This is a genomic window from Actinophytocola sp. (assembly GCF_036378875.1).
Lineage (GTDB): Bacteria > Actinomycetota > Actinomycetes > Mycobacteriales > Pseudonocardiaceae > Actinophytocola.
On record NZ_DASUVO010000091.1, the window covers coordinates 1 to 21,151 of the forward strand.

The 21,151-nt window shown below is 69.0% G+C and carries 25 protein-coding genes; 14 read left to right on the forward strand and 11 right to left on the reverse strand.

The window, feature by feature from the left end; all coding sequences use genetic code 11:
* Positions 1 to 154 precede the first annotated feature (154 nt).
* From VF106_RS51200 to VF106_RS26240, 5 genes are read left to right on the forward strand one after another with little or no spacing between them, the layout of a single operon-like run.
* Positions 155 to 403: a hypothetical protein gene (locus VF106_RS51200; RefSeq protein ID WP_524535859.1), complete on the forward strand. Its 249-nt coding sequence runs from the start codon at positions 155 to 157 to the stop codon at positions 401 to 403.
* A 60-nt stretch (positions 404 to 463) separates the two neighbouring features.
* Positions 464 to 2,248 (forward strand): glycoside hydrolase family 2 protein, encoded by a 1,785-nt coding sequence (locus VF106_RS26225; protein WP_330842503.1) that lies wholly within the window; start codon positions 464 to 466, stop codon positions 2,246 to 2,248.
* Between the two features lie 43 nt (positions 2,249 to 2,291).
* Entirely contained in the window at positions 2,292 to 2,654 is a 363-nt protein-coding gene (locus tag VF106_RS26230; RefSeq protein WP_330842504.1) for a DUF4180 domain-containing protein, read from the forward strand.
* A 44-nt stretch (positions 2,655 to 2,698) separates the two neighbouring features.
* Complete coding sequence (locus VF106_RS26235) at positions 2,699 to 2,992, forward strand: GNAT family N-acetyltransferase (RefSeq protein WP_330842505.1); 294 nt, start codon at positions 2,699 to 2,701, stop codon at positions 2,990 to 2,992.
* A complete protein-coding gene (locus tag VF106_RS26240) occupies positions 2,989 to 3,855 on the forward strand; it encodes a pirin family protein (RefSeq protein ID WP_330842506.1) in 867 nt (288 codons plus the stop codon). The genes VF106_RS26235 and VF106_RS26240 overlap by 4 nt, the downstream gene beginning before the upstream one ends.
* 57 nt (positions 3,856 to 3,912) lie before the next feature.
* Here VF106_RS26240 and VF106_RS26245 read toward each other — a convergent pair whose 3' ends face one another.
* The 6 genes from VF106_RS26245 to VF106_RS26270 form a co-directional block, all read right to left on the reverse strand.
* Positions 3,913 to 4,317, reverse strand: coding sequence for a hypothetical protein (locus VF106_RS26245; RefSeq protein ID WP_330842507.1), 405 nt, complete (start codon positions 4,315 to 4,317; stop codon positions 3,913 to 3,915).
* Complete coding sequence (locus VF106_RS26250; RefSeq protein ID WP_330842508.1) at positions 4,310 to 4,690, reverse strand: hypothetical protein; 381 nt, start codon at positions 4,688 to 4,690, stop codon at positions 4,310 to 4,312. Before VF106_RS26250 ends, VF106_RS26245 begins: the two co-directional genes overlap by 8 nt.
* 21 nt (positions 4,691 to 4,711) lie before the next feature.
* On the reverse strand, positions 4,712 to 5,368 hold the full coding sequence (locus VF106_RS26255) for a response regulator (protein WP_330842509.1): 657 nt from the start codon (positions 5,366 to 5,368) through the stop codon (positions 4,712 to 4,714).
* Positions 5,365 to 6,450 carry a sensor histidine kinase gene (locus tag VF106_RS26260; protein WP_330842510.1) on the reverse strand — a complete coding sequence of 362 codons (1,086 nt, stop codon included), beginning with the start codon at positions 6,448 to 6,450 and terminating at the stop codon, positions 5,365 to 5,367. The genes VF106_RS26255 and VF106_RS26260 overlap by 4 nt, the downstream gene beginning before the upstream one ends.
* 23 nt (positions 6,451 to 6,473) lie before the next feature.
* Complete coding sequence (locus tag VF106_RS26265; protein WP_330842511.1) at positions 6,474 to 7,625, reverse strand: serine hydrolase domain-containing protein; 1,152 nt, start codon at positions 7,623 to 7,625, stop codon at positions 6,474 to 6,476.
* Positions 7,626 to 7,707: 82 nt separating this feature from the next.
* A complete protein-coding gene (locus VF106_RS26270; RefSeq protein ID WP_330842512.1) occupies positions 7,708 to 8,784 on the reverse strand; it encodes a PucR family transcriptional regulator in 1,077 nt (358 codons plus the stop codon).
* A gap of 124 nt (positions 8,785 to 8,908) precedes the next feature.
* On the opposite strand from VF106_RS26270, the gene VF106_RS26275 reads away from it, so the two are divergent.
* Together VF106_RS26275 and VF106_RS26280 are read left to right on the forward strand one after the other, a co-directional pair.
* A complete protein-coding gene (locus VF106_RS26275; RefSeq protein WP_414639061.1) occupies positions 8,909 to 10,972 on the forward strand; it encodes a M6 family metalloprotease domain-containing protein in 2,064 nt (687 codons plus the stop codon).
* A complete protein-coding gene (locus VF106_RS26280) occupies positions 10,969 to 13,185 on the forward strand; it encodes a M64 family metallopeptidase (RefSeq protein ID WP_330842513.1) in 2,217 nt (738 codons plus the stop codon). Before VF106_RS26275 ends, VF106_RS26280 begins: the two co-directional genes overlap by 4 nt.
* Here VF106_RS26280 and VF106_RS26285 read toward each other — a convergent pair.
* Positions 13,165 to 13,326, reverse strand: coding sequence for a hypothetical protein (locus VF106_RS26285; RefSeq protein WP_330842514.1), 162 nt, complete (start codon positions 13,324 to 13,326; stop codon positions 13,165 to 13,167). The two genes, VF106_RS26280 and VF106_RS26285, sit on opposite strands and share 21 nt — an antisense overlap.
* A 153-nt stretch (positions 13,327 to 13,479) precedes the next feature.
* Between VF106_RS26285 and VF106_RS26290 the strand changes: the two genes are divergently transcribed.
* The 3 genes from VF106_RS26290 (at position 13,480) to VF106_RS26300 (ending at position 15,417) form a co-directional block, all read left to right on the forward strand.
* Entirely contained in the window at positions 13,480 to 14,316 is an 837-nt protein-coding gene (locus VF106_RS26290) for a helix-turn-helix domain-containing protein (protein WP_330842515.1), read from the forward strand.
* Between the two features lie 11 nt (positions 14,317 to 14,327).
* Entirely contained in the window at positions 14,328 to 14,564 is a 237-nt protein-coding gene (locus VF106_RS26295) for a DUF397 domain-containing protein (RefSeq protein WP_330842516.1), read from the forward strand.
* Between the two features lie 289 nt (positions 14,565 to 14,853).
* Entirely contained in the window at positions 14,854 to 15,417 is a 564-nt protein-coding gene (locus tag VF106_RS26300) for an RICIN domain-containing protein (RefSeq protein WP_330842517.1), read from the forward strand.
* Between the two features lie 42 nt (positions 15,418 to 15,459).
* Here the strand turns inward: VF106_RS26300 and VF106_RS26305 are convergent, their stop codons facing one another.
* Complete coding sequence (locus VF106_RS26305; RefSeq protein ID WP_330842518.1) at positions 15,460 to 16,113, reverse strand: maleylpyruvate isomerase N-terminal domain-containing protein; 654 nt, start codon at positions 16,111 to 16,113, stop codon at positions 15,460 to 15,462.
* A gap of 158 nt (positions 16,114 to 16,271) precedes the next feature.
* On the opposite strand from VF106_RS26305, the gene VF106_RS26310 reads away from it, so the two are divergent.
* The 3 genes from VF106_RS26310 to VF106_RS26320 are packed head-to-tail and all read left to right on the forward strand — an operon-like array spanning position 16,272 to position 19,341.
* Positions 16,272 to 17,297, forward strand: coding sequence for a permuted SH3 domain-containing protein (locus VF106_RS26310; protein ID WP_330842519.1), 1,026 nt, complete (start codon positions 16,272 to 16,274; stop codon positions 17,295 to 17,297).
* Positions 17,294 to 18,031 carry an ABC transporter ATP-binding protein gene (locus VF106_RS26315; protein ID WP_330842520.1) on the forward strand — a complete coding sequence of 246 codons (738 nt, stop codon included), beginning with the start codon at positions 17,294 to 17,296 and terminating at the stop codon, positions 18,029 to 18,031. Before VF106_RS26310 ends, VF106_RS26315 begins: the two co-directional genes overlap by 4 nt.
* Positions 18,031 to 19,341 (forward strand): ABC transporter permease, encoded by a 1,311-nt coding sequence (locus tag VF106_RS26320; protein ID WP_330842553.1) that lies wholly within the window; start codon positions 18,031 to 18,033, stop codon positions 19,339 to 19,341. The genes VF106_RS26315 and VF106_RS26320 overlap by 1 nt, the downstream gene beginning before the upstream one ends.
* Here VF106_RS26320 and VF106_RS26325 read toward each other — a convergent pair.
* The 3 genes from VF106_RS26325 to VF106_RS26335 form a co-directional block, all read right to left on the reverse strand.
* The gene (locus tag VF106_RS26325; RefSeq protein WP_330842521.1) at positions 19,316 to 19,675 is read right to left on the reverse strand and encodes an MmcQ/YjbR family DNA-binding protein; all 360 of its coding nucleotides are present in this window, start codon (positions 19,673 to 19,675) and stop codon (positions 19,316 to 19,318) included. The genes VF106_RS26320 and VF106_RS26325 overlap by 26 nt on opposite strands.
* The gene (locus VF106_RS26330) at positions 19,662 to 20,075 is read right to left on the reverse strand and encodes a hypothetical protein (RefSeq protein ID WP_330842522.1); all 414 of its coding nucleotides are present in this window, start codon (positions 20,073 to 20,075) and stop codon (positions 19,662 to 19,664) included. The genes VF106_RS26325 and VF106_RS26330 overlap by 14 nt, the downstream gene beginning before the upstream one ends.
* Before the next feature lie 123 nt (positions 20,076 to 20,198).
* Positions 20,199 to 20,480 carry a zinc-binding dehydrogenase gene (locus VF106_RS26335; RefSeq protein WP_330842523.1) on the reverse strand — a complete coding sequence of 94 codons (282 nt, stop codon included), beginning with the start codon at positions 20,478 to 20,480 and terminating at the stop codon, positions 20,199 to 20,201.
* A gap of 6 nt (positions 20,481 to 20,486) precedes the next feature.
* Between VF106_RS26335 and VF106_RS26340 the strand changes: the two genes are divergently transcribed.
* The gene (locus VF106_RS26340; protein WP_330842524.1) at positions 20,487 to 21,083 is read left to right on the forward strand and encodes an HD domain-containing protein; all 597 of its coding nucleotides are present in this window, start codon (positions 20,487 to 20,489) and stop codon (positions 21,081 to 21,083) included.
* The last annotated feature ends 68 nt before the right edge of the window (positions 21,084 to 21,151 follow it).

Genomic DNA, 21,151 nt, shown 5'->3' on the forward strand with positions numbered 1-21,151 from the left:
GACCAGTTCAAAGCCAAGGTCATCAACGCCCTACGCCGCCTCCAGCAAACGCCACGACTCATCCGCGCCTTCTTCGGCGACCCCGACCTCCGCTACATCACCACATAACCAGAAGTCGACCTACTTTCAATCTCCTTAGTATGCCAAAGCGAATGTGGCCACGGCAATTATCGATGACGGCGCAGGTAGAAGGGCTGCGCGGGAGCATGAAGTGCCTTGTATGGGCACCTTGGCTCTGCTGTGTGAAGGACTTCGCGGTGGCAGTCTCACGATAGGGCTCATTTCGACAATTGCCGATCATTTGCTTGAAAGTGAGTATCGGTTTCCTTTCAGGCCTGGCGACTTTGAAAAATGGGCTCGAGAAAATGGTTTGGTACCAGATGACGGCGCCGAGCGCCACTAAGCAGGCTCAACTGATGGGGGCCGACTCCTCTCGCGGCGATCGGCGCGTAGCGTGGGGCGCATGTATCCACGGCCACAGTTGACTCGGGAGAACTGGCAGGACCTGTGCGGCGAGTGGGAGTTCGCGCACGACGACAAGGATGCTGGAGTGAGGGCGGGCTGGTGGCGAGGTGACCGTCCCTTCGAGAAGGTCATCACGGTGCCCTTTCCGCCGGAGTCGGCGGCCAGTGGTGTGCACGACCCGGCCCCGCATCCGATTGTCTGGTACCGCAGGACATTCGGTGCGCCGGAAGGTGATCGGCTGCTGCTGCACTTCGGTGCGGTCGACTACCGGGCCCGGGTGTGGGTGAACGGCACCGAGGTCGCATCTCATGTCGGTGGCCACTCGCCGTTCCACGTGGACATCACGCACGCGCTGGTGCCAGGTGAGCAGGTCGTCGTGGTGCGTGCCGAGGACGCTGTCCGTGATCTCACCCAGCCAAGGGGCAAGCAGTTCTGGGAACCGTCGCCAGCCGGGATCTGGTATCACCGCACCACCGGCATCTGGCAGCCGGTGTGGCTGACGTCCGTTCCCGAAACCTACCTGGCTGAGCTGGAATGGACGCCCTCTGCCGTGCGGAAGTCGGTCACCGTGCGGGCAAACGTCGACGGGCCGGATGTCGGGCTCGCGCTCCGGGTGCGGCTGTCGGTCGGTGATCGGGTCCTGGTCGACGATCAGTACACAGTGGATGGCGAACTGAACCGCACGATCACGTTGCCGCAGGGTGACTTTCGGTGGAGCCCGGCGAACCCCACGCTCATCGACGCGACCGTGTCGCTGGTGCGGGACGGCGAAGAGGTCGACACGGTCAGGAGTTACTTCGGGCTGCGGGACGTCGGAGTGCGGGACGGGCGGTTCACGCTCAACGGCGAGCGCATGTTCCTGCGGTTGGTGCTGGCACAGGGTTACTGGCCCGAGTCGCATCTCGCGGCGCCGTCGGAGGACGCGTTGCGCCGCGAGGTCGAGCTGATCAAGGAGTTGGGGTTCAACGGGGTGCGGGTGCACCAGAAGGTCGAGGACCCGCGCTTCCTGTACTGGTGCGACCGTCTCGGTCTCGTCGTGTGGGGCGAGATGGCGAACGCCTACGAGTACTCTGTGGACGGTGTGGCCCGGTTCACGGCCGAGTGGCTGGAGGTCGTACGCAGGGACGTCAGCCACCCCTCGATCGTGACATGGCTGCCGGTGAACGAAAGTTGGGGCGTGCCAGCACTGTGGGACGACCCGCGCCAGCGGCACTTCCTGGAGTCGCTGTACCACCTGACCCACGCCGTGGACGGCACCCGTCCGGTGATCTCCAATGACGGCTGGGAACACGGGACGAGCGACATCTGGACGGTGCACGACTACAGCCCGGCCGCGGACGATCTCACTGCCCGGTACGGCACCGCCGACGCGGTGGACGCCGCCGTGGGTCGTGACTGGCCCGGTCCGCGCCGGGTCCACCTCGACGATGCCGTCCGCGGCGACCAGCCGTTGATGATCACCGAGTTCGGTGGGCTGAGCTACACCCCGGAGGCGGGCGAGCGTTGGGCCGGTTACCGGACGGTCGGCGGCGCGGCCGATCTGCTTGCCGCCTACGAGGGTCTGGTGACCGCGTTGGTCGGAAGCGAGCAGGTGGCCGGGTTCTGCTACACGCAGCTCACCGACACCGAGCAGGAGACGAACGGCCTGCTCACCGAGGACCGCGTGCCCAAGGTCGACCCGGCGGAGATCCGTCGCGTCAACACGTTGCCCGCGGCCAGTGTGCCGCCGGAACGGTTGAACCTGCTGATCGAGGAAGCCCAACGGAAGTCGCGGGGCGAGTGAAACCCGGTGGCGTCGTGGGAGCCGTCCGTGGACACTGCGCGCCATGAACGCGATTGCCGAGCTGCATGGGAAACGGGTGCTCACCTACGAGCAGGACCAGCCGACGCTTGCCAGCGAGCAGGACGCGGTGGACCTCCTCGGCGACGCGTTCGGCGCGGAGGCGAGCGTCGTGGTCGTCCCGGCCGAACGCGTCGCGCCCGACTTCTACCGGCTCAGCACCCGGGTCGCCGGCGAGGTGGTGCGGAAGTTCCAGATGTACCAGGTTCTCCTGGTGATCCTCGGCGACGTCAGCGAGCACGTCGAGGCGAGCGAGAACTTCCGCGCGTTCGTGGACGAGATCAACCGGGGCAAGGACATCTGGTTCGTCGCGGACGCGGCGCAACTGTCGGCGAAGCTGTCCTCATGAGCGGGTTGCCGTAGGGTTGTTGGTACCCAACGGAAAGGCGGGTCATGGCCGAGACCAAGGTCGTTCACAACCGCGACGAGCTCCGGTACGAGGTGTACTCGGACGGCGAGTTGGCCGGTTTCACCCAGTACCACCTGACCGGCGACCGGGTGGTGTTCACCCACACGGAGATCGACAAGGCGTTCTCCGGACAGGGTCTCGGCAAGGTGCTGGCCGGTGAGGCACTTGACGACGTGGTCGCCGAAGGCAAGGTCATCGTGCCGCGGTGCGCGTTCATCGCCGGCTACCTGAAGAAGACCGACAAGTACGAAGGGCACGTCGAGGCGCCCGCTCGATGATCGAGGTCTTCAAGCCGCGTGCGGTACCACTCGGCGGCCTGCGTGCCATGCGGGTCGACCGGGTGATGCCGCAGCGCGGACTGCCGACGGTCGGCGCGTGGTGCTTCCTGGACTCGTTCGGACCGAAAGACGACCGGATGCGGGTGTTGCCGCATCCGCACACGGGCCTGCAGACCGTGACCTGGCCGCTGGCCGGGGAGATCCGCCACCGCGACAGCCTCGGCTCGGACGTGCTCGTGCGCCCCGGTCACCTGAACCTCATGACGGCCGGGCACGGCGTGTCGCACTCGGAGTTCTCGGTCTCCGACGGGCCCCTGCACGGCATCCAGCTGTGGGTGGCGTTGCCGGCCGACCGCGCGGCCATGGCGCCCGCGTTCGAACAGCACACGGAACTGCCGGTCTACCAGGACTTCGCGACCGTGCTGATGGGTTCGCTCGGCGACGTGACATCCCCGGCGACCACCCACACCCCGCTGGTCGGCGCCGACCTGACGATCACCGGCGCCGTCGTGGTGCCCCTGCGCCAGGAGCACGAGCACGCGGTGCTCGCGGTGACCGACGTCACCGTCGCCGGCGTCGAGCTGCGCCGGGGACACCTGGCCTACCTGGGCACGGGCCGCCACGAGCTTGACCTGTCGGCCGAGAACGGCCGCGCACTGCTGCTGGGCGGCGAACCGTTCCCGGACGAGTTGGTGATGTGGTGGAACTTCGTGGGCCGCAGCCACGACGAGATCGCCGCCGCCCGCGCGGCATGGCAGGCGGCCGACGACCGCTTCGGTCACGTGGCGGGCCACGACGGCGCCCGCATCCCGGCCCCCGGCCTGCCGGGTGTCCGACTGACCCCACGCCAGACCCGGCGATGAGGCCGTTGTCGATGTCACGCGGTTCCTACGAGCCCGGCACGTCGACAAGACCAGTGATCATTCGGGCCGTGCGGTGGCGCGTAGCCACCACAGCCCGAGCAGCGGCAGGACCGCCGGCACGTAGCCGTAGCCCTGCCCGTAGTCCGACCAGACGGTGGCGTCCGGGAACGCGGCCGGGTCCACCAGGCTGAGCGTCCCCACGGTGAGCACGCCGACCAGCTCGACCAGGATGGACACGGTCGCGATCCGCCGGCCCGTCCGGTTTCCCCGTGCGAGGCACACGGTGGCCACGATGTACACGACGGCCGCGAACGCGGACAGCAGGTACGCCAGCGGCGCGCGGTCGAAGTGGCCGGCCAGCTGCACGGCGGACCGGGCCGTGGCGGACAGGGCGAAGATCGCGTAGACCGCGATCAGCAGGCGGCCGGGTCCGGAGCGGGTGCGCGCGGCGAGGTCAGACATGGGCGTCCCACACCTGCTGCGACCGGAGGATCAGCACCGGCACCGTGAGACAGCCCACCACCAGCACCGCCGGTCCCCACCGCGTCCGCTCCATCAGCCCCCAGAAGGCGGCCAGCGGCGGCACCAGCAGCAGCGTGATGAGGTAGCCGAGGAACGTCGCCGTCTCCACCGCGCGGTCGTCGGTGGCGAGCTTGACGATCCCGACGACCAGCTGCGCCAGCAGGCCGACCTCGAGCGCGATGAGCACGCCGTACAGCCACAGCCCGTGCCACTCCCGCAGCTGGACCGGCTTCCCGACGACGACCAGCACCGCCGCCCACACACCCGCCGCCAGCGCGACGAACGTGAGCACCGTCGCCAGCACCTCGATCATGGCTACAGATCGTAGACATCGTCATCGAGTGGTCGGCGTCACCAGGCCCGTCTCGTACGCGGCGATCACCGCCTGGATGCGGTCCCGCAGGCCGAGCTTGCTGAGCACGCTGCTGACGTGCGTCTTCACGGTGTGCTCGCTCACCACCATCGACTCGGCGATCTCCGCGTTGGACAGTCCGCGGGCGAGCAGCGTCAGCGTCTCCCGCTCGCGGGCCGTGAGCGCGGCGAGCCGGTCGCCGTGCGGCACGGACGGCCGCGCCGCGACGAACCCGGCGATGACCTTGCGGGTGACCCCCGGCGCCAGCAGCGAGTCGCCGGCCGCCACCACCCGGACCGCGTGCACGAGGTCGTCCCGGCGGACGTCCTTCAGCAGGAAGCCGCTCGCGCCGGCCAGCAACGCCTCGTAGACGTACTCGTCGGCGTCGAAGGTGGTCAGCATGATCACCCTGGTCGGGGTCTCCGCGCACACGATCCGCGCCGCTTCGATGCCGTCCATCGTGGGCATGCGGATGTCGAGCAGCAGCACGTCCGGCCGGTGGGCACGGACCGCGGCGACCGCCTCCGCGCCGTCGCCGGCCTCGGCCACCACCTCGAAGTCGGGTTGTGCGGCGAGGATCATCCCGAACCCGGCCCGCACCAGCTCCTGGTCGTCCGCGACGACGATCTTGATGGTCATGAGAGGCCCGCCGGGAGCCGTGCGGACACCCGGAAACCCGGCCCGTCCGGCCGCGGTCCGATCGTGGTGGTGCCGCCGCAGGCCGCGGCCCGTTCCCGGATACCGATCAGTCCATAGCCGCTGGACGACCTTGGCGCGCGAGTGCCGTCGTCGGTGATCTCGACGGTCAGGGTGCCGTCGTGCCAGCCGATCGTCAGCGAGGCGTGTCGCGCGCCGGAGTGCTTGACGATGTTGGTCACCGCTTCCTGTGCGATGCGGTACGCCGCGATCTCGACGTCCGGCGAGACCGGCAGGGGCCGGCCCGACACGGTGTAGGTCATGGTCAGTCCCGCGCCCGACGCCTGCTCGGCCAGCGTGGGCAGGTCGTCGAGCGTCGGCGCGGGCGCGCGCGGCTCACCGTCCTCTTTGAGCACGGTGAGCATACGGCGGAGCTGGACCATGGCGTCCCGTCCGGCCTCGGCGATGGCGTCGAAGGCGGCCTCGGCGCGGGCCCGGTCCCGCTGGAGCACGACCGGGCCGGCCTCGGCCTGCACGACCATGAGGCTGACCGCGTGGGATAGGACGTCGTGCATGTCCCTGGCGATCCTGGCCCGTTCTCGCTCCGCCGCCCGCTCGCCCTCGAGCCGGCGCTCCCGCTCAAGCCACGCGGCCCGCTCGTGTGCGGCGGCGGACGCCCGGCCGACCGCGTAGGCGGCCACGAACAGGACCCCGCTGCGCAGCGCCGTGTCAGCGGACCCGACGAGGAACCCGCCGCCGACCGTGAGGCCCAGCGCAGCCAACCGCTGCCACTCGCCGGAGACAGCGGCGACCGTGTACATCGCGACCAGCCCGGCGTACCAGACCGGCTGGCTCGGCGCGTGGCCGGCGAGGTCGTAGCTGCCGGTGGCGACAAGGCTCACCAACAACGCGGCGACCGGTGCACGGCGGCGCCACAGCAGAGGCAGGGTGGCCACGGCCACCGCCACGTAACCCCACCAGTGCCACGGCGTGCCGGCCAGGTTGACCCGGAAGACGAACGGCCACAGCTGCGCTACCAGCACCACCGCGGTGAGAGCCAGGTCGAGACGGGCGCGCGTGATCACGGACGCCCATCCTGCCCTGCCCGTCATTCCGCAGTGGACAGTGTCATGCCGGCGGCCACGATCTTCTGCGGGAGCTTGCTCTGGTTCTTACCGTTCTTGGCGTCGTTGACGGCCAACCCGTACGTGAGCCGGCGCTCCCCGTCGCGGGTGCCGCCGATGCCCGCCAGATAGCCGTAGGAGCCGCCCGTCTTGCCCCACACCTCGCCGACGCCGGGGATCTCGTACCGCTGCAACCCACCGCCGTAGCTGGCCGGGGCCCCGGACACGTCCGGCACCGCCGGCACGGCGAACAGCTCGGCCTGCTGCGCCGGCGGGAGCAGCCGGCCGTCGAGCAGCGCGGCCGTGAACGTGTCGAGGTCGCGGGTGGTCGAGATGATCGAGCTGGCCGCCCAGCCGAACGACTGGTTCCACCGCGTCACGTCGAGCAGCGTTCCGTCCGGCATGACCTGGTAGCCGCGCAGGTGCGGGCCGTGGATCGCCGGTTCGTGGCCGGGAACCGTGGTGTCGGAAAGCCGCAGCGGACGCAGGATCCGGTCGCGGACCGCGTCCTCGTAGGACTCACCGGTGACCTTCTCGATCAGCATGCCGGCGACGATGTGGTTGATGTTGCGGTAGTGCTGCTTCGTTCCTGGTGCGAACTCCATCGGGTTGCTCATGGCGAGGTCCACGTACCGCTGTGGTGTCCAGCGGTCGAACCGGTGCGCCACCATGTACTCGACGCTCGCCTCGTCGAAGTCCGGGCTGGGCAGACCGCTCGTGTAGTTGAGCAGCTGCCGCACGGTCACCGGCGGGTAGTCGGCGGGCAGCAGTCCCGGCAGGTACCGCTGCACGGTGCCGTCCAGCCCGATCCGCCCTTCGGCGGCGAGCTGGAGCACGACCGTGGCCGTGAACACCTTGGTGACGCTGCCGATCCGGAACCGCGCGTTGGACGGCACCGGGGTGTTCCTGTTCCGGTCGGCCACTCCGGCCGTGCCGGCCCAGCAGCCGTCCGGCCCGGTGGCCCGGACGATCGCGGCGGTCGCGTCGGCGTTGGGCAGACCCGCGATGGCCTGGCGCAACGCGGTGGTGTCCAGTGGCGCGGACGCCACGCAGGCGTGCGGTGGCCCGGCCGCGACCACGGTGGGCGCCCCCAGGGTGGCTGCGGTGACGAGTGCGGCGATCAGTGCTGTTCTCATGCCGGTAATGCTGGTTTTCCGGAGGCTGAAAAGGATCGCCGGTGCGAGCGATCTTCGGCCTCCGTCGTGCGGGGGAGGCCCGTCACTGGAACAGGCCGTGCAGGCGAGCCAGCTTGAGGCTCAGGTGCAGCGTCAGCCGCTCGTCACCGTTCTTCAGGTTCATTCCGGTCAGCTCCGCGACCCGCTGCAGCCGGTAGTACAGCGTGGTGCGGTGCAGGCGCAGCGCCTTCGACGTGTCCACCGCGCTGCCGGCCAGGTCCAGGTAGGTCTCCAGGGTGCCCACCAGCTCCGGAAAGACCAGCAGGCGCCGCACCCCCGCGTGGATGGCCTCGGCCGGTACGGCGGCCAGCATCCGGTACACGCCAAGGGAAGCCCACGACGCGACCGGCGCGAAGCCCGGCACCCGGGACGCCACCAACGACGCGTGCATGGCCTCGGCGTACGAGTCCGCGGCCGCCGACAGCGACGGGCGCGTGTCGCCCACCCCGACCACCACCTGGCCCGCGAACAGCGCCGGGACGTCCGCCGGGTTGACCCGTCCCGCGCACACGAGCACCCCGTGGTCCGCACGCGCGAGGTGGCGTGTGGTGAGCTTCAGCCGGGCCGCCAGCAGCCCGTCCGCCACGGTTTCCCGCGGTCCGCGCACCACCAGCACGGTCACCGGCAGCGGAGGGAAGCCACCCTCGTCGACGAGGATCTGCGCCGCCTCCGGGTCGTCGCCGGACAGGATCCGCGCGACCGCCGCCTGCTCGCGTTGCGTGGTCACGCCCGCGGCGAGGACGTCGTGCAGCAGTGTTCGCGCCAGTCCGGCCGCGGACTCCTCCGCGCGTTCGACCTCGGCGTCGGGCATCGCGGGCTCGTCGATCAGCCACAGGAACCCCAGCAGCCGGTCCCGGTGCCGCACCGGCACGCACACGCGGGGCAGCACTCCGGACGATCCCGGGACCCGCAGCGGCCCGCGGGCCTCGAAGATCCCAGCCCTGCGGAACCTCGTCCGGACGTCCCTGGGTGTGTGCCGCCGCAGGATCGAGTCGCGGCGCACGTCGTCCATCGGGCCGTTCTGCTCGCTGTAGGCCAGGACGCTCTGCGCGTGGTCCTCCAGCAGCACGGGCCGGCCGAGGCTCGCCGCAAGATCATCGACGGCCGGCTGCAGCGGCATGGCGGTACCTCCGCTTTTCGACATTTGTCGGAAGTGATGGTAAATGTTTCCCTACATCGGATCGATGTTGTGGGTCAAGAACGAGCGTTAGCGTCCTTCCGTGACCCGCCCCGCCTCCCGGGTGATGGCGCTGCTCGCTTCCGCCGCGCTCGTCACCGGATTCTCGGTCAGTCCCGCCGCCGCCGTGCCAGACCCGGCGAACCCGTGGCAGTACCCGCACTGGCCCCAGCAACAGCCGTGGCAGCAACAGCCCTCCTCCGCGCGCGTCGCCGCGCAGGCTGGCTTCCCGGCCCCGATCGACCCGCAGAACTGGGTCAACCCGGATCACATGACGTGGGAGAAGGACTACAGGAAGGTCCCAGGGACCAACTGGGCCGACCCGTCGGTCCAGGGCTCGGAGCGCACCTTCAAGGGCGCGCTTGTCCTGCTGGACTACCCGAACCAGCCGTTCGTCGTCACGCAGCCGCAGGGCTCGACGGTCTTCGCGAACCCGAGCTCCGAGGCCCACGACGTCCCGCGTGACCAGGTCGCCCAGTTCTACAAGGACTTCCTGAACACCCCGAACGACCTCAACCGCGGCCACACCATCCACGAGTACTGGATGGAGGACTCCGGCGGCCGCTACGGCGTCGACCTCACCGCGTTCGGGCCCTACACCATGCCCGGCAAGGACCACGAGTACGCGATGGAGTTCCAGGCCGGCACCGCCTGCCCGGCCGGCGACACCTGCAACCGCAACATCCGCACCGACGGGCGTGCCGCGTGGGTCGCGGACGTCGGCGCGCAGGTGCCCGCCGGGTACGACTTCATCTTCTTCCTCTCCGCCGGCCAGGACGAGTCCGCGACCTGGCAGGAGTTCGGGATGATGAAGTTCCCGACCAAGGAGGACGTGCCCGACGAGTTCGGCCCGCCGGACCCCGCGCTGCCGAACTGGTCGCGCACCCGGTACGTGGAGTGGACGTCGTGGGCGTCCGGCTCGTCCATCTGGCCCAACGCCGGCGGCGGATCGTCCACGCAGGCCGAAAGCTCCGGGCAGGGCGTGTACGCCCACGAGCTGAGCCACATCCTCGGCATCGGCGACAACTACAACAACCCGTTCGGCACCCCGGCCCGCCGCGCGTACACGGGCATCTGGGAGATGCTGTCCCGCGGTTCGTTCAACGGCCCGGGCGGCCCGCACAGCCGGTGGATGATCCCGCCGACCGGCGGTGGTTCGATGGGCGCGCAACACATGCTGCGCAACAAGCTGAAGCTCGGGATGGTCGACGAGCAGAACGTGCTGCGCCTGTCCCGCGAGGCGCTCGGCGACTCCGGCCTGGTGATCGCGAAGATCACCGCCCGTACCGTCCAACCTGGAGCGAACGGCCTCGCCGGCGTCAACATCGCGATGGGCACCGGCGACCTGTCGCCTGCGTGTGACATCGCGACGAACCCGTTCTGCGACGGCGGCGGCTACCAGAACTACACGGTCGAGGTCGTGGACCGGATGGGCGCCGACTCGTTCACGCCGGACGCGGGTGTGTTGCTGGCCAAGACGAAGAACGCCGACAACGCGCCGTTCGAGTGGGTCGTCGACGCGAACCCGCAGGACATCGGGATGACCGACTACGTCCTGCCGGACGGCACCCAGGTCCCGATCACGATCGGCGACTACCGGCAGCTGTCCGACGCGTTGTTCCACGCCGGCACGAACTCCGGCAGCGAGTACGAGTTCGTCGACGAGGCGAACCGGCTGCACTTCTACGTGCTGGACGTGAAGCGCGACTCGGCCGGCGTCCTGTCGTACACGGTCGCGATCCGCTCGCTCGACGGCACCGGCCCGCAGAAGCGTGGTGTCAAGGTGCTGCCGACGGCCGGGACGCCGAACCGCGACGGCCTGGCCACGTGCAGGTTCCCGGTGTTCAACACGGGCAAGGCGGCCGCGCCGGCCGGGACGCACCCGGAGGACGTGTCGAAGTTCGTGAATGGTGACGTGTACCGCGTGTCGGCCACTGTGAACGGTCGCGGGTGGACGGTGTCCGTGCCGAACGCGCTGGCCACGGCCGACTTCGGCAAGTATGTCAACGTTCCGGTGCACGCGAAGAAGGACGCCCGCGGCTCTCGCGTCGCCGAGGTGAAGCTCACCGCGACGTCCGAGAGCGACCCGTCGAAGAAGGCCACGGCGACCTGTGTGGTGGTAGGCAAATGAGAAAGCTGGCAGCGCTGCTTCCCTTCGCCCTCGCGGCGACGTTCGTGGCGGCGCTGCCAGCTTCCGCCGCGCCCGGTGACGCCACGGTGGTGCCGATCCAGGTCACCGGCGACCCGGCGAAGCGGTTCAACCTCGTCGTGCTCGGCGACGGCTACACGGCGGCCGAGCTGCCGAGGTTCCGCGAGCACGTGGACAAGCACCTGAACGTGCTGTGGACCATCGAGCCGTTCAAGTCCTACCGCAGCTACGTCAACGTGTACGCGGTCGAGATCGACTCGGCGGAGTCCGGTGTGGACTGTGATCCGGCGCTCGACTCGCCGCGCCGGGACACCCCGCTGGGCATGGGTTTCTGGGGCGGCTGCAACCCGGGCAGCGTGCAGCGCCTGCTGACCGTGAACGGCCAGGCCGTGAACGCCTACGCCGACCGGGTCCCCGGCACGACCAGGGCCAACCGGCAACTGCTGGCCCTGGGCAACAGCGACACCTACGGCGGCGCGGGCGGCGCCAACGCCACCGCGTCCGGCGGCAACGCGCTGTCCGCGCTGATCACCCCGCACGAGCTGGGCCACTCGCTGGGCGGCCTGCAGGACGAGTACGACTACCTCGCACGAGGTGTGCGCGGCGAGCCGTACGCCGACCCCGAGCCGGCCTCGGCGCACCACACGCTCCTGACGGCGCCGGAAATGGCCGCCCAGCAACGGAAGTGGTGGCGTTGGCTGGGTGAGGAGAGCGAGTCCGGCGGCCAGATCGACCGTTACGAGAGCGGCCTGTACTCGGGCAGCGGGGTGTGGCGCCCGTCGGCACACTCGATGATGAAGACGCTCGGCTACTACTTCGACCAGATCAGCCGGGAGCAGATGACTCAACGCATCTCGGCGAAGACGAACATCCTGTCGGACGGTGTTCCGGCAGGTCCTGTCGGGCCTGATCGGGTGCTGTGGATCGAGACCATGTACCCGCTGAGCCATCAGCTGGACGTGACGTGGTCGGTCGACGGCAGGCCGGTGGCCCGCGGCACCCGCAACCTGGACCTGGCCACCCTGCCCGGCGCCCGTATGGTCACCGTGTCCGTGGTGGACCCGACGGACTTCGTGCGTGACCCGGCGATCCGCGCCGCTCTGACGCGGAGTCGCACATGGACAGTGGACCCTTCCCTGACCACGCCCGATATCCCTGTCTCGCCGGCGTTCACGCAGTCCACGCCGACAGCGGACCCACTCGGCGCCACGAACGTCGTGTACGTGGAGACCACGCACCCGGAGGACCAGGTGCTGGCCGTGAGATGGCGCCTGGACGGCCGCGTGCTGAACCCGGGTGCCAACGACCGCGCGGTGGACCTGGAACCGTTGAAGCTGACCGGTACCCACACGCTGACGGCAACGGTCGGCGCGCAGACGCTGACGTGGACCGTGGACGCCCGCCGCCCGACGGCTCGCCATGAGCTGTCGACCCCGCTGTTGTCCGGGGGCGACTCGTACGTCTACAACGGACCGTTCACCATGGCGTTGACGGGTGCCGACGACACCCCGGGCTACGTGGTCCGCGAGTTCCGCACGGACGGCGACGGCTGGTTCAACTACTTCGGCTGGCCAACGGACCCGGACGCACCGTTCCGGTTCACGCAGCAGGGCACCGAGATCGACAGCCTGGTGTACGGAAAGCTCGGCGTACCAAGGCTTTCACCGTGGGATGACGTCCCGACCAGCTACGGCACCCACACCATCGAGTACCGCTCGATCGACCCGGCCGGCAACGTCGGGTCGGCGTCCTCGTTCGACGTGACCCTGCTGCCGGAGCCACCGGCGTGCACGAGAACGATCACCGGCCGCCACCGGGGCCCGCTAACCGTCCGGGACGGCGTGACGTGCCTTTCCGAGGCGACGGTGTCGGGCCCGGTGACCGTGGTGCCAGGCGCGTCCCTGGTGGCGACGGCCTCCAAGATCGAGGGCGCGCTCACCACGACCCGAGCCGCCACGGTCGAGCTGTTCCGATCCGAGGTGTCGGGCCCCCTGACGGTGTTCGGCACGACGGGCGACGTCCAGGTACTGGGCGGCCGGGTCCGCGGCCCGGCGACACTGACGGGCAACCAGGCCCCGGTGTTCGCCGGTGTGACGGTGCGAGGCCCGCTCACGTGCGCGGGAAACGCGACGGCGCCGGACGACCTCGACATTGAGAACAGGGTTCACGGTCCGTCACTGGGGCAGTGCCGGTGAGTCCATCTCCTCGAGCGCGTCCGTGCCGAGTTCGACGAGGGCCCGCAGCGCTTCGCGCTGCATGACGAACTCGAACGCTTCGGAAGGCACGCGGCCGCAGGTGATCTGTACCTGGTCGGGCCCGTCGATGGTGATTGCCATCGGACAGCCGTGTCGAATGACCACGTAGGAACTCACGAGCAGGTCGCTGCCAAACATAGCGTCTCCAATCAGTTACGATGTGTCACGCCGACCGTATAGGGATTGCAATACGGATCGCCATGGATCAATCGAGTGACCACACGGAGGTCATAAATGCGCAGCCCGTCGGCGTTGCGCTGGCTCGTGGGGGTCGAGCTGGCGAACTACCGCAAGCGAACCGGCCTGAAACAGGCGGACGCGGCGAAGCGCGTTGGCATCAGCGTGGGCAAACTGTCACATCTGGAAACCGGCGAACGCCAACAACAACCGGCGGACATCGCCAAGGTGCTGGCCGCGTACGGCGCACCACAGCACGACATCAACCGCCTGACCTCCCTGGCAGAAATCCCAGACGAATCCAACTGGTGGGGCGCCTGGCGCGACGTCGTCCCCGACTGGTTCGGCACCTTCGTCGGCCTGGAACGCCTGGCCACCAAGGAGTTCGTCTTCGAACCCATCGTCATCCCCGGCCTGCTGCAAACAGAGAACTACGCGAGAGAACTCAGCCGATCGAGCAGCCGAGTCCGAGTCGACCACAGCGAACGAGTGGTCGAGGTGAGAATGGAACGCGGGCAACGACTGGCGGGCGAGAACCCATTGCATCTCCACGCGGCGGTGAATGAGCAGGCGTTGCGCCTCCACGTCGGCACGCCCGAGATCATGCGGGAACAGTACGAGCACCTGATTTCCCTCGCCAAGCGCCCCAACATCACCTTCCAGGTTGTCGTCCCGGAACGGGGAACCCACGACGCCACAAACGGAGAGTTCTTCGTCTTGGAGTTCGAGAAGGCGAGGCCGATCATCTATGTTGAAATGCAGGATGGCGCGATGTACGTCCAGCACCCGGGAGAGGTGGATACTTATCGTGCGTCCGCACGAAGCGTGCAAGAAGTTGCTCTTTCGCCCGACGACTCTGTCCGCTTCGTGACCGATTTGATCAAAAGGCTATGAGGGAGCACTCCATGAGCTTCGGTGGCGCCACGTGGCGGAAGAGCAGCTTCAGCAGTCATAACGGATCTTGCGTCGAGGTTGCGTGGCGCAAGAGCAGCCATAGCAGCCATAACGGGGCCTGTGTCGAGGTGGCATTCACCGGCCCGGCGGTGGGCATCCGCGATTCGAAGAACGCCGGCTCAGGTCACCTTGCCGTCGCCCCCTCGGCGTGGACCACTTTCCTCGCCAGCGTGAAAAGCGCTGGGTAAAGTCCGCTTCGCCGAGGGCTGGGCGCTGCGCGTCCGGCCACCACTCGCAGGCGCGGTGGCCAGTGTCTCGAAAGACGCGTTTGGGGCATCGCCCATGTCTTGAAAGACGCGCTGATGACGTTCGACGACCTGAAAGCGTCTTTCGGGACATCGCCGGTGGCACAAACACGCCGCCCGCCCGCAGGCCGTGACGGGCTCTGGGCAGCTCATTCAAGTTTTCTCCAAGATTCAGTGCAGGTCGGTCGTAGAGGCTCCGGTCGCTAGCACAGCACTATTCCTTGGGGGAAGCATGAGATTGCGAAGATGGGCCATCGCGTTCGCCGTTGCCGGTCTGTGTGTCATGGGAGTCACGGGTACGGCGTCGGCTGAGCCGTCGGACGGTCCGGTGGTCCCGCCGACGGCTGGTCCGACGGCCAAGATCGATCCGCAGTTCCCGGGCAGTTGGCCGCGTTACCGGTGGCACTCGGCGGTCGGTTGGCTGATGATGGACGTCCGCCTCGGTGGGGGGCACGGCGCGCAGGTTCAGCTCTACGGCGACAACGGCACCGACCCCCAGCTCTGGGTGGCCGAACACGCCGCCGAGGGAGGCGACTTCCTGCACCCGGGCTACAACCGGTGGCTGTGCCTCGACTTCAACGGAGAGCGGCGCGCCGGCGCCCCCATCCTGGTCAACAACTGCGATGGCAGCGACTCGCAGCGGTGGTACTACTTCGGTAACGGGCCGGGGTACGCCCTCTCCTCGCACAGCGACTACGCGTTCTGTATCGACGTCCCGGGTTCCAACTTCTCGCTGGAGCAGCCACTGCAACTGTGGAACTGCAACAACACCGCGGCACAGCGCTGGACCCTCTGACGAGCCTTGTGTGTCCCACACCGGACGTCCGGTGTGGGACATTCAGGACAGCACGAGTGGCAGTTTCGCGGCCAGTGCGCCCAACTCGGCTCGTTCCGCGTCGGTCGGGGTACGGCGGCCGGTGCCGACCAGCAGCGCGTCGGTGTCGGAGAACGACCGCGGAAACGGGGCTCCGGCAAGGGTTTCCAGCGTCGTGCGGGAGTAGGACAGGCCCTCCGCGATGGGGCCGGTGGCGTCCGGGAGGTGGGCGATGAGATCAAGATGGTGCAACGTCCACTCGACGACGTACGCGGAGAGGTAGTCGCCCGCGGTGAGCACCATGTCCCGGGTGCTGACTCGGGCGGTCGGGTCCGCGAGTTCGGCCGCCCGCCCTGCCGCCGAACCGACGTCGTCGAGGTGGAACTTCAGCAGCCACGGCTCCTCGTACGCGGCGGCCAGCCGGACGATCAGCGCATCGAGGGGGTCCTCGCCGGTCGGGGGTTCGCCGAGCCGCCAGTAGGTCACCGCGTCGACGGTCGGTTCCGTGTCGGCTGGGGTGACGAGTGTGATCAGGACGTCCTGCGCGTCGATGACCAGGTGGCACACCAGGTCCCGGACCAGCCAGCCCTGACAACCGGACGGCTGCTCGAGGTCCTCGTCGGAAAGTGCGTCGACGGCCTTGCGCAACGCCGTCCACGTGTGTGAAAAAAGGTCCACCACCGCAACGTAACAGCCAACGCGAAACTGCTGTCACGAACGCGGATTCGCGTTCACGCGTGATTCATGCGGTAACGTGCGCCCACCGCCGAGGCAACCCTGTCATGTGCCGGGGCGTCATAGGGGCAAGTTCACGAGAATCTTGGGGGCTGAGGTCGTTGAAACCGCGCGTCGGAGTTGCGCTGTCCGTTCTCGTGCTCGCGACGGCGTGCACCACGAGTGAGGCCACCGAGCCGCCGCCCCAGTTGGCCGACCGGGGCACCGTCATGACGACGGTCTCGCCGACCAGGCAGGAGCTGACGAACTCCGTCAGCCTGCCGGGCACTGTCACCATGAACCCGGTGTTCGGCCTGGTCGCGCCGATCGACGGGCAGATGCGGTACCTGGACGTCAAGGAGCCCACGAGCACCCCGACCAAGCCGACGCGGATCGGTGCGGTGTGGGCCGGTGGCAAGCCGACCCACGTCGAGGTGCCGGCCGGGGCCACGTTCGCGGGCCGGCTGGTCGACGACAAGGCGACCGTCACCACCGGAATGCCGATCGCGTCGGCGAAGCTCGCCGGGTACGGCATCGTCGCGGACATCAGCAGTGACAAGGCCTACCAGATCGCCGACGGGCTGACCGGCGTTCAGGCCCAGATCAAGAACGGGCCGGGGCCCTTCCCGTGCTCGGTGCTCGGCACGATCGCCGCCCTGCCGGCCGGCACGATTCCCGCGCCGCCGCCCGCCAACCCGCCGGCGGACCCCGCCGCGGGTGGGACCGCTGATCCAGCCGCGGCCGGCCAGCAGCCGCCGCCCGCCGACCCCGCGGCCGGCACCGGGCAGCAACAGCAGGAGCCCGGCAGCACCGACGGATCCGCGGCCTCCGGCCTGCGGCTCGTGTGCACCGCACCGCCCGGCACCAAGCTGATCAACGGCGCGGGCGCCAACCTGGAGATCGTGACGCAGACCGTGGCCAACGCGCTCGTCGTACCCGTCGAGGCGGTCGCCGGCGGGCAGGGCAAGGGCACGGTCGAGGTCGTGAAGGACGACGGCACCAAGCAACTCGTCGAGGTCGAGCTGGGGCTCACCGACGGCCAGGTCATCGAGATCAGGTCCGGGCTCACCGGCGAGGAGAAGCTGTCCGTGCCTGGGCCGAACCTGCCGGAAGCGCCGGACCCGCAGAACCCGAGTGGTGGCAAGTGACCGCGGCGCAGATGACGGCCGACCCGGGCACGGCGCCGTTCGCCACGCCGCTGCTGCGGATCACGGGCCTCAGCAAGACGTTGAAGGGGCAGCAGGAGCCGCGCACCATCCTGAACGGCGTCGACCTGACCCTCCACAGTGGAGAGAGCATCGCGGTGCTCGGCCGGTCCGGTTCGGGCAAGAGCACGCTGCTGAGCCTGATCGGGCTGTTCGACCGTGCCGACTCCGGCCAGTACCTGTTGGGGGAGCGGGACATCACCCGCGTCCCGGAACGCAAGGCAGCCGCGTTGCGCAGTGCCGAGTTCGGTTTCGTGTTCCAGCGGTTCTTCCTGCTCAAGCACCTGACCGCCGCGCAGAACGTGGCGATGGCTATGGTGAACGGGCAGGGCTGGCTGCCGCGCCGCAAGCGCAAGGCGAAGGCGCTCGCCGCGTTGGACATGATGGGCATCGCGCACCTCGCGAAGCACAAGCCGCCCCGGCTGTCCGGCGGTGAGCAGCAGCGCGTCGCGATCGCCCGCGCGCTGGTGCGTGAACCGAAGATCCTGCTGGCCGACGAGCCGACCGGTGCGCTCGACACCGACACCGGAAACATCGTGGTGGAAGCGCTTCGCGCGAGCACCGACCGCGGCTGCGGGCTGATCCTGGTGACCCACGACCATGACCACGCGGCGAAGATGCAGCGCATGCTCCACCTCGACCACGGTGTCCTCTCGCCGCTGGAGGTGACAAGGTGATGCGACTGTCCGGCCGCTTCCGGTCGGCGCTCATCATTGGCGGGCAAGGGATCCGGGCACGCAAGCTGCGCACGTTCCTGTCGATGATCAGCCTCTTCCTCGGTGTGCTCGGCGTGGTGGCCGCGCAGGCAGGCCAGGTGATCGCCTACCGCGCGCTGGTGGCGAACATGGAGCTGACGCAGGGCGTCGACGGGACGCGACAGGTCTACCTGCCGCCCGCCGAGGGCTCGGCCTCGATGGTGATGGACACCATCGAGGGCCGCGACGACGTGGTGGCGATGTTGTCCACCAACGCCATCATCGGCGAGCCCAACGTGCGGCCCGTCAACGAGGGCGGCAGCCCGGTCGACGGCGGCGGTGGTGGGTGGGGCACACCCATGATCTGCGACGAGTTCGGCAACTGCGTCGACCCCAACGAGGGCAAGCCGTCCGGGCAGGCGGTCGAGCTGCGCATGATCGCGCTCACCGGTGACATCCGCCAGTTCCGGCCATTGAGAGCCGAAAGTGGACAGTGGCTGAACTTCGACGGCGCCCCGTTGATGGCACCGCGGCTGGTGCTGAACAAGGCGGCGGCGAAGGCCTTCGCCATGTACCAGGTGCCGGCGGAGATGCGGTTCCAGGGCGCCACGGCCAACTCGACACCGCAGTTCATCGGCGTCGTCGACGACGGGTTCGATTCCCCGCAGGCATATGTGCGCAGTGACGAGCTGCTGAACTGGATGCCGGCCGACGCGCTGGCCAACCCGAACTACGGTCAGGCGGAGATCCTCGCCGGGCCGACCGCCACCGACCTCCTGGAGATCCTGGAGAAGAAGTCCGCCGCGCTCGCCACCGACCCGAGGATGGGTGGCGGTGAGATGTACATCAACACGATCAGCGCCGCGGACCAGATGCCGGGCGAGATCGAGATGATGCGCTGGGTGTTCCTCGGCGTGTCGATCCTGGTGCTGCTGATCGGTTCCGCGGGCATCCTGAACGTCGGCCTCGCCACGGTCGGCGAGCGCATCGAGGAGTTCGCGCTACGCAGAGCCGTTGGCACACCACGGTTGTTGTTGGCGGGCATCGTGCTGGCGGAGACCCTCCTCACCGGACTCCTGACGGCGGTGGCCGCGATCGGCGCCGGCGTCGCGGGGCTGGAGGTGGCGAGCAGACTGTTCGGCGACCGCGAGCCGATGCTGCAGGACGTGGCGTTCCCGTGGGAGGCCGGCGTTGCCGGGGTCGCGGCCGGACTGATCGCTGGTGTGCTCGGCGGTTTCGTCCCCGCGGCCCGCGCAGCGCGAATCCCTATCGCGACGGTGATGCGGGCCTAGCGTCGTACTCCCGAACCACCGTCTTCGGGGCACACATCCGCCACGCGTCGGTGACCAGCTCCCTGAGCTCCTGCTTGTCGATCTTGTCGAGGTCGACGTGGATCCAGTGGTACCGCTGGTCGCCGATGCTGGGCATGGCGAACTTCTCCGGCTCGGCGTCGATCATCGCGGCCCGCTCCTCCTTCGGGAAGCCGCACCCCATGGTCCGCTCGTCCCGCGACAGCGCCACGTAGACGATCCGCCCGACGTTGAACTTGACCCGGTCACGCACCAGCCGTTCGATGGTTCGCGGCAGGCTCGTCGCGATCTCGCGGACGTCGTCAATGGTCACCATGTCGTGCCAATCGTGCGAGCACCCAGTCCAGCTGTGGCGGCAGGACGCCAAGCTCCAGCGTCGCGGTCGGGGACCTGACCGCGATGACGTCACAGTCCGGGTTGATCCAGATGATCTCTTTGCCCTCGGGTGTGCGCCGGCTGGTCCTGTCGACGGCGGTGATCTCGACCGGCACCCGTTTCCTGCGCAGGAACCGCACCCCGCCGACATAGCTGGTGAATTCGAGGCGCCCGGGGAACAGCGTGGCGACGCCGCTGAACCAGGTGGTGCGCAGGCCGGGCAACGTTCCCTCGACGACGCGCAGGGCGATCTCGGCCCTGCCCGAGCGCTCCGCCCGTCGCCGCGTCAGACCGCGCACGGCCCGCCTGCCGAGCAGGCCTCCGATGAGCTCCTCGAACATCGCACCTCTCCGGTGGCCTCCGGTCCCCGGTTGCCAGCGTACCGGCGGGCACCGACAGAAACGGCTCGCTCGTCGGTGCCTTGTGGACAACCGCCGGTGCCCTTCAGGACACCGTGGTCGGTCTCAGCTTTGGATGAGCAGGAGCGACTTGCCGAGGGTGGTGCGTTCCGCGAGGGCCGTGTGGGCGTCCTTGGCCTGTGCCAACGGGTACGTCGCGCCGATGACCGGGCGGAGCCGGCCCTGCGCGGTGAGTGTGAGCGCCTCGGTGAGGAGTTCACGGACGGTCGCCGAGTCGGGTGGACCGGCGGCCAGCGCGTTCTGCGTCCCTGCGGTAGCCCGAGAATGTCGGTGCCATGCCGTAGCGTGGAACCCGGGGGCCGGAGGCCAGCGCCGCGGGAGGATCACCGACCGATGAACTGGGACGACGCCGTTCGTGCGCTGGGTGGTGACCCACGGCCCACCGACCTCGGCACGCGCTACGCCGAGCCACACCGCCGCTACCACGACACCGCCCACGTGCGTCAGGTCGTGCGGGACGCGGTCGCGCTGACGGCCGGCAGGGACCGTGCCATCGTCGCACTGGCCGCGTGGGCACACGACGTCGTCTACGACGGCCGCCCCGGCGACGACGAGCGCGCCAGCGCGGCATGGGCTCGCCGCCACCTGACGGCCGCCGGTCTGCAGCCCGCCGACATCGACCGGATCGAGGGACTCGTGCTCGCGACACTCGACCACACAGCCCCGCCGGGCGACCACCTCGCCGAGGCGCTACTGGACGCCGACCTCGCGATCCTCAGCGCCGCGCCGCCCGCGTACGAGCGCTACCGCACGGCCGTGCGTGCCGAATACGCCCACGTCGACGACGACCAGTGGCGCACCGGCCGAGCCACCGTCCTGCGATCGCTGCTGGCCAAGGACCCGCTGTACCGCACAGCCACCGCCCGCGACCAGTGGACCACCCAGGCCCACCACAACCTCCGCACCGAACTCGCGACCCTGATGTCCTGAAAGGGCACTCACAGGACGCTCAACCCACATCCACCGATGGTCTTGGTGGCTTGCGGTGCGGTTCGGTG